Source organism: Pararhodobacter zhoushanensis (genome assembly GCF_003990445.1).
In the GTDB taxonomy this organism is placed as follows: domain Bacteria; phylum Pseudomonadota; class Alphaproteobacteria; order Rhodobacterales; family Rhodobacteraceae; genus Pararhodobacter; species Pararhodobacter zhoushanensis.
Genome location: NZ_REEZ01000009.1, coordinates 159,769 through 165,860, shown reverse-complemented (window position 1 = coordinate 165,860; position 6,092 = coordinate 159,769). Strand labels below are relative to the sequence as shown.

1 protein-coding gene is annotated in these 6,092 nt (G+C 63.6%); it reads left to right on the top strand.

All coding sequences use genetic code 11. From position 1 onward, the window contains the following. Nucleotides 1-176: 176 nt before the first annotated feature. Complete coding sequence (locus EAE28_RS17915) at nt 177-6,029, top strand: DUF3320 domain-containing protein (protein WP_127108818.1); 5,853 nt, start codon at nt 177-179, stop codon at nt 6,027-6,029. Nucleotides 6,030-6,092: the final 63 nt, after the last annotated feature.

Here is a 6,092-nt window from a genome sequence, read left to right as displayed (position 1 = left end):
CATTGCCCCCATCAGTTCGCGAGCATGAATCACGCAGCCAAGCAGTCCGCAAGACGATTAATGGGTCCTGAGCCTAGGCACGTTTTTCAATTCTTGGTCGAGATGACCGTGTAATTGACAGACACATCCTCGTATGAGTGACTGACTTGGGGATTAAAAGGTCAGGTAGCGTAAGAATGTCGTTTGATACGGTTGGGGAAGAGGCGCGTGACCAGCTTGTTCTGGAGCTGTCCGTCGCTCAGAAAGTAAACTTTGCATCGTCCCAGAACGGTGTCTCGGTTCTGAAAAAAGTCGTGCTGCATAACCTTTCAGATGCGTCGCTGGAGAATATCACTCTCGACCTGACATGCAGTCCAAGCCTGATCCGCCCGAAGAACTGGACGGTGGATCGACTGGCGCCGGGGCAACGACAAGAGCTGCGCGACCTGGAAACGCCCCTGGACACGGTGATCCTCGGCGGTCTCAACGAGGCCGAGTGGGGAGAGCTGCAGTTCGTCGTCAAGCAAGGCGAGACAGAGCTGCTGAATGAGAAGCGCCCGATCGAGATGCTGGCCCGAGACGAATGGGGTGGTGTCGGCGACATGGCGCATCTGCTTGCGGCCTTTGTCTCTCCCAATGACACGGTTGTCGCTGGCGTCCTAAAGGAGGCCAGCCGGCTACTGGAGGGTGCCGGGCAGAGCGGTGCCATGGATGGATATCAGTCCCGCGACCCGTCGCGTGCGTGGATGCTGGCCGGGGCTATCTGGTCGGCCGCGACCGGCATGGGGCTTACCTATGCGGTGCCTCCGGCAAGTTTCGAGTTGAACGGCCAGAAGGTGCGCGACCCCGGTCGCATTAAGTCCGAAGGACTTGCCACCTGTCTGGACAGCGCTCTTCTGCTGGCCGCCTGCTTCGAGGCCGCCGGCCTCAACCCCGTCGTGCTCCTCTCCGACGGGCATGCCTGGACCGGGGTCTGGCTAACGCAGCGGGATTTCGGGACCATCAGCGAGCCCGACGTGATGACGGTCCGCAAGGCCATCGATGCGCGCGAGTTCGTGGTCATGGAGACCACCTTGCTGACGAAGAAACCCAGCGTCGGGTTCGAGCAGGCGGTTGATACGGCGCGCGAGCTGACATCCGAGCGCAATGAGCACAGCTTTGTCATGGCAGTCGACATCCGGCGTGCCCGGGCGGCCCGGATTCGCCCGCTTGCCAGTCACCGTTCCGAGCTGGAGGCCGGGGCGGAAGACGTCGCTGCAAGTCCGGCAGCCCTGCCGCGCCCGCTGGATCTGGGCCTGCTGCCGGGCGAACTGATCGAGGATGAAGCCTCGACGCCGGGGGACCGGATCTCTCGCTGGCAACGCAAGCTTCTGGACCTGTCGCTGCGCAACCGGCTGCTGAACTTCAAGGACAGCAAGCAGACGCTCCCCTTCCTGTGCCCGGATGTCTCGGCACTGGAGGATCAGCTGGCAGATGGGAAGAAGTTCCGCGCGCTGGCTTTGAAGGACGAGGATCCTGTCGGCACGCGCGACCTTCTGGTGAAGGAGGAACCCAAGTTACTTGAGGAGGTCGCGAAGGATGCCTTCGCGAAGGGCCAGATCGCGGTCCCGCTGACCCGTAAGGAAAGCGAGCGTCGGCTGCTCGAACTGCACCGCCGCGCCAAGAGTGACATGCAGGAAGGCGGCACGAACACCCTGTTCCTGGCAGCTGGTTTCCTGCGTTGGAAAAAGTCCGAAGGGGACACGCGCAGCTACCGCGCGCCGCTGCTGCTGGTGCCGGTGAAAATATCGCGTAAGTCTGCGCAGTCGGAGTTCGTGATCGAGCATCACGAGGACGACGTGCGTTTTAACACGACGCTGCTGGAGTTTCTCAAGCGCGATTTTGACTTGAAAGTGCCCGAGTTGGAGGGCGATCTTCCCCGGGACGATAGCGGTTTCGACTTGCCGCGCATCTTCGAGATCATGCGCCGCAAGGTGCGCGATGTTGCTGGTTTCGAGGTGGTCGAGGAGCTGGCGCTATCGACCTTCTCCTTCGCCAAGTTCCTGATGTGGAAGGACCTGGTGGAGCGGACCGACAGCTTACGCGAGAGCGCGCTGGTGAAGCATCTGGTGGACAACCCGACCGAGCCCTTCCTGGCCGAAGGGACGCCGGGTCTACCGGTCGCGGTCGATGTTGACCGCAGGCTGGCGCCGCGCGACCTGTTCACGCCGCTGCCCGCTGACTCCTCCCAGCTCGCGGCCGTTCTGGCTGCGCAGGAGGGGCACGACTTTGTCCTTATCGGGCCGCCCGGCACGGGCAAGAGCCAGACCATCGCCAATATCATCTCGCAATGCCTCGCCATGCAGAAGACCGTCCTTTTCGTAGCCGAGAAGTCGGCGGCGCTGGACGTGGTGCAGCGGCGGCTTGCGTCGCACGGGCTGGGCGATGCCGTGCTGGAACTGCATTCCAACAAGGCTGACCGGAAAACGGTACTGTCTCAGCTGGGCCGCAGCTGGGCGCGAGCGGCCAGCGCGTCGGACACCGATTGGATCACGGTGACAGATGACCTGACGGTCACCCGCGAACAGCTGAACACTTATGTCACGGCGTTGCACAAGAAGGGCACGCAAGGCTTCAGCGTCTTCCAGGCGATCGGCAAGGCTGCCGGTCAGGAACAGCCGTTCCGCCTGGGCTTCGCCAACAAGGACGCGCATGATGCGGAAAGCTACCTGCATCTGCGGAAGCTGGCCGAAGCGCTTGGCCGGTGCCAGGAGATCATCGCGGGCCGAAAGCCGCTGCCGCTGGTGCAGGCGGAGGAGTGGTCCTTTGGCTGGCAGGCGGAACTTCTGGAACGAGGCGCGAAGCTGGGCACGGCCACCCGTGAACTGGCTGAGGCCGCCAAGGCGCTCGCGCGCCATGCCGGGCTGACCTGGGCGGGCACGGGCGAGGCTTCCGAGGTCGCGCCGCTGCTGCTCCTGTTGTCGATCCCCGAGAGTGGCGAGGATGTAAGCTGGTCGCTGACGCCGGATGTCGTCGAGATGCAGGCGCAGGCAGCGATGCTGACGGACAAACTTGCCGCCTATACCGCTGCAGCCGCTCGAACCTCTGCCAGCTATCCGATGGCGCGGCTGGAAAGCATTCCGCTGGATCAACTCGATGCCAACTGGCGACTTGCACAGACGAAGATGTGGCCGTTCTCGATCTTTGCCAAATCCTCGATGCGCAAGCTCTTGCAGACTTATGCAGAGGGCGGAAAGGCCGATCCCCGATCCGATATAGCCGCGCTGGCGGACGCCAAGCGCACCCGAGCCGAGGTTGAGGCAACTCCGCTCACCGGGTGTCCGGTGGTCAAGGGGGTGGAAACGGATCCAGCTCGCCTCGCTGACTGGATGGACCAGGCGCGGGCGATGAGGACGGTACTCGCCGAGATCGCGCCCATGGTCGCCGATCCCGCCCGTTGGGATCTGACCTGCCAGAGTCTTGCCCAACGGAACGGCGGTGACCTGCGGAACGCGATCACGCTCTTCCAGCGCAAGCACGAAAGCTGGCAGGAGCTTGCCGGGGCCTTCGCGCAGACGGCGCATACCTCGCCCGAGGGGATGGCCCTGTCGGAGTTGCTCGCATCTCTGCAGGCCATCCAGGACAACAAGGAGCACCTTCAGGATTGGACCCGGTGGGTCGAAGTCCGTACACAAGCCAGCGGCGCAGGGCTTGAGGCCCTCGTGCTCGCAGTCGAAGAAGGCCAGATCGAGGGCGATGTCGATGCAGCCTTCGCCTCGGCCTATGCGGCCTGGTGGCTGCCGCAGGCCATGGATGCGCAGCCTGAATTGCGGGGGTTCTCCCACTGGTCGCACGAGGACGCAATCAAGCGCTTCCGGGAGTTGGATGATCGTGCAACGGGCATGGCGGCGGGGCAGGTCTTGTCCCGCATCCAGCATGGCTTGCCAGCCCAGGATGCCGTCGCGCGCCGCTCTGAACTTGGCACGCTGCGGCATCAGCTTGGGCTGCAGCGGCCCAGCATGCCGATCCGCTCGCTGATCTCGGAAATGCCTGACGCCTTCACCAAGCTGGCCCCCTGCGTGCTGATGTCCCCGCTTTCGGTGGCGCAGTACCTCCCTGCGGGGCAAGCGGCCTTCGACGTGGTGATTTTTGATGAGGCCTCCCAGATCACCACCTGGGACGCGATTGGTGCGATCGCGCGGGGCAAGCAGGCGATCATCGTCGGCGACCCGAAGCAGATGCCCCCCTCCAACAGGTTCGGGCGCAGTGAAGCTGATGAGGACGATCTGCCGGACGCCGAGCGCGATCTGGCGTCCATCCTGGACGAGGTCGCCGCGGCAGGCATTCCGACGCAGCGCCTCGACTGGCATTATCGCAGCCGCGACGAGGCGCTCATCGCTTTCTCCAACTGGCATTACTACGGCGGCCGTCTGGTGACTTTCCCGTCTCCGGCAACGGCCTCCGAAGCGGTGAGCCTGCACCAGGTCGATGGCGTCTATGCGCGGGGCCAAGGCCGGACCAACGAGGCCGAAGCCCGCGCGATCGCGCGCATGACGGTTCGCCGCCTGAATGAATGGCTTACCTTGCCAGAGGAAGATCGGCAGACATTGGGTGTCATCACCTTCAATGCCGAGCAGCAGGGGCTCATCCTCGACCTGCTGGACGAGGAGCGGCGGAAGAACCCGGATCTGGAATGGTTTTTCGAGGATGCACGGGAAGAGCCGGTCATCGTAAAGAACCTTGAGAACATCCAGGGGGACGAGCGGGACGTGATGCTGTTCTCGATCACGTTCGGGCCTGACCCCGCTGGTAAGCTCTCGATGGTCTTTGGTGACTTAAACCGCGAAGGCGGCGAAAAGCGCCTGAACGTGGCCGTGACACGCGCGCGCGCGGAAATGCACATCTTTGCCTCGGTCCGGGCCGATCAGATCGACCTGACACGCACCAAGGCCGTGGGCGTGAGGCACCTGAAGGGCTTTCTCGATTTTGCAGCGCGTGGTCCTGTGGCGCTTCCAGCGCAGGACGATGGGTCTCTTGGGCCGGTCGAGAATTTCTTCGAGGCCGCGATCAAGGCGGCCATCGAGGCGAAGGGTTGGGAGCTGCGTCCACAGATCGGCGTCTCGGGCTTCCGCATCGACCTGGGTGTCGTGCATCCGGACCATGCGGGGGTCTATCTTGCCGGGCTCGAGTGTGACGGGGCGACCTATCACGGTTCTGCCACGGCTCGGGACCGGGACAAGGTGCGGCAAGCGGTGCTGGAAAACCTTGGCTGGACGATCTTCCGGATCTGGTCGACCGACTGGTTCCGCAATCCTGCGGCCGTGGTCGAACGCATCCACACCGCGCTGACGGAGCACCTCGAGGCGGATCGCGCCAAGCGGGCCGAAGAAGACGCGGCGCGCGAATCCGTCCTCGCGGAAGATGCCGATGAGATCGAGGTCTCACATGAGGCCGAGGAAGCAGAGGCTGCTGAGGTCGAACTGCCGATCGTGGAGGTGGGCGTTGAAGGAGACATCGCACCGTCAGAGCCTGTCCGGCAGGAGGCACAGTTTGCCCGTGCAGCGCCGTCAGCTGCCAGGCCGGAGGTGGGCAGAGCTGGTTCGAGCGAAACCAGCCCCGATCCCGAAAGGTTTTACGATGCGGACTACATTCCCGTCCTTGAGCGCCTGATCGCGGGCGTGGTCGAGCGCGAAGGGCCCATGCCGGTTGCCTTGCTGGGCAAGCGGGTCTCTGGGATGCATGGGTGGCAAAGGACGGGAAGGCGGATCTCCGAGCAGGTGTCCAGGGCGCTTGGTCGGGTTGAGCTGCATCCCGAGAATGGTGTCGATTTCCTTTGGGCGGTGGGCACGAAAGCCGACAGGGTCGGTTTCCGGTCGGGACTGGATCGCTCCATCCGGGATATTTCCCGCACGGAGATCGCGGAGCTTTATGATCGCCATGCGGCTGAGCTGAGCAAGAGCGAGGACCCCGTTCTCGATCTGGCGCGCCACGCCTGTATTGCCAGATTGTCGGCCGACGCGCGTTCTTACCTGTCGGAGTGCTTGGGATGGCGATCTACTGCCCGTGAGTGAAGAGGAGCGATCGGGCAGGGGCATCACTGCCCGTCGCATCAGGCACGTCATTGCGTTCGGACC

Bases quoted from the DNA above. Each gene is read 5' to 3' on its own strand.
- EAE28_RS17915 (WP_127108818.1), top strand. From the start codon at position 177: ATGTCGTTTGATACGGTTGGGGAAGAGGCGCGTGACCAGCTTGTTCTG.